The organism is Crocinitomix catalasitica ATCC 23190, assembly GCF_000621625.1.
Classification (GTDB): Bacteria; Bacteroidota; Bacteroidia; order Flavobacteriales_D; family Crocinitomicaceae; genus Crocinitomix; species Crocinitomix catalasitica.
Map to the genome: position 1 here is coordinate 1 of NZ_JHXV01000057.1, position 2465 is coordinate 2465.

General features: G+C 39.8%; 1 protein-coding gene. It reads left to right on the top strand.

The window, feature by feature from the left end; translation table 11 throughout:
* Window positions 1-45: 45 nt before the first annotated feature.
* Window positions 46-2465: PKD domain-containing protein (locus T367_RS24295; RefSeq protein ID WP_157454305.1), on the top strand; the 2420-nt coding region annotated here is incomplete at its 3' end.

Here is a 2465-nt window from a genome sequence, read left to right on the forward strand (position 1 = left end):
TATTTTGTCTTTCTTCTTTTGTCTTATTATCCTATCTTGCAATAAATGAAATTATTAACCCTCATACTTTGTTTTTTCTCGTTGTCTGCTTTCTCTCAAGAAATATGTAACAACGGTATTGATGATGATGGAGATTTGCTGATTGATTTAAATGATTCGGATTGTGATTGTTTTGAGTTAGATGGCTTTTCGAGCTTAATTCCAAACCCTTCTTTTGAGGATACTTTATGTTGTGATTACTTCCCTTCTTTACGCTGCTCAGATGCCTGGACAGAAGCTAATTGGGGAAGTTCTGATTTTTATCATTTGTGTGATTTATTCCTTGGTTTTGATACACCTGCGGTTATACCTTTGCCTGGTGGTGGAGAAGGCTATGTGGGTTTAGCCTCTCGCCCAAGCTTTTGTGAAACAGTTGGTACCTGCTTATTTAGCCCGATGATGGCTGGTAGATCCTATACTTTAAATTTTTATACCGCTTGGAGTGAAGGTGAAGATTTTTTTGAATTGCATCTTTATGGCACTCCTGAATGTGATGATTTACCATGGGCTGGTGGTGATTGTCCTATTGGCTTTGGAGAATGGCAAGATTTAGCTGATGTTGAAATAAATTATATCATGGATGGCTCATGGCAAGAAGTAACCTTTACTTTTACACCCCTCGTAGATATTTATGCGATTGCTTTAGCAAAACAATGTGGCTCAGAAGTAATTGACGGCATTACATACCCAAATGGTTATTATTATTTTGATGAATTAACCCTCATCGATTCAGACCACTTCACAGACATTTCCCAAACTGGTGACTGGTGTGATGGCAACCTATTATTAACCGCAATTATTGATACTCTTGGTGGTGATTGGCAATGGTATAAAGATGGAATTGCTTTGGTAGGTGAAACCAGTTCAACTGTAAGTGCCAGTGATTATGGTTTGGGAATCTATACCGCACAATACACCATTGGTGAGCGTTGTTTAAGATTAGTAGAAACTATTCATTTTCCTGATGTTTTGGATGCTAATTTTAGTTTTGAAAATGTTTGTTTGGGAGAAGCAATTGATTTTGATAATATTTCTACTATTCCAGAAGATGACGTCCCCACTTGGGAATGGGATTTTGGTGATGGTGAATCTTCAACAGATGATAATCCTAGTCATGTTTATGATGAAGCAGGAACATACACCGTAACTTTAATTGGGCACAGTGACATTTCTTGTAATGATACCGCAACCTACGAAGTGGTTATCTATGATGTTCCGGCTGCCAACATAGAATTTATTGCAGGCGGTGCCTCTTCTGAAGTAGGCAGCACAGGTGGTTGCATAATCAACCCTGTTCAGTTTAACGATATTTCCACAGTAATTCCGCCTAGTGAAATTACTAGCTGGAACTGGAGTTTCGGTGATGGGGGAACGTCAACAGACGAAAATCCAACACATACTTATGATGCGATTGGAACTTATACCATCACACTCACTGTCACCGGAACGGGAGGTTGTTCTTCAACCACTACTAAAAACATCACCATGACAAACGGCATTCCTTTGGATATAATTTCAAACGAACCGACCTGTTATGGTTTTAAGGATGGGTCAATTATTATTAATGTAGATGGTGGAGGAGATGATTTAATTTTTACAGTTATTGATGAAGATGGATTAGTTAGAAATGTCGACAATAGCAATGCGGCGAATAGCTTGGGCGCTGGCACCTATACCTACACGGTTACAGACGATAGCGAATGTTCGGGCAGTGGCACCATCACCTTAAACGAACCGTCCGAAATGGACATTAATTTAACCACAGTCGATCCGCTTTGTTACGGAGACAAAACGGGTTATGCAATAGTTGATGAAGTCTTTAATGCAACTGGTGATTTAGGTCTAATCAACTTCAATTGGAGTCCTGCTGGTTTAAGTGGTATCGCTGAAGATTCGGCTGGAGGATTGGGAGCTGGAGAGCATATAGTGAATGTAATTGATGCCAATGGTTGTTCCAATTCCTTTAGTTTTATTATCGATCAACCAGATTCTTTACGATTTGTAGAATTCGAATTTGAACCTGCTTATTGTCGTTTATACAATTACCAAAAAGGAAACGGCGTAGTGAAAGCAGCCATGGCAGGCGGCATTCCAGATTATGATTATTTATGGACCAATTTATCCACAGGCGAAACAAGTACGAATTCTACTTGGGGCGGTCTAAATCCCGGTCAATATGAAATGGTAGCCACGGATGAAAACGGCTGCACTTTAACCCAAATTCTAACGGTTGATTCTTTGAACCCAAGAGCCAATTTTGAAATCACCTCGCCACAATTCACGAGCAACTACAAAGGCACAGCCAATGTGGAAACCCACTACACCAATACTTCACAGCACTTTGCAAATCCTAACAACCCTTTATCCGACACTACTTTTTTCTGGAATTTCAATTACCTACCCGGCGATTGGATCCTCAGCGAATC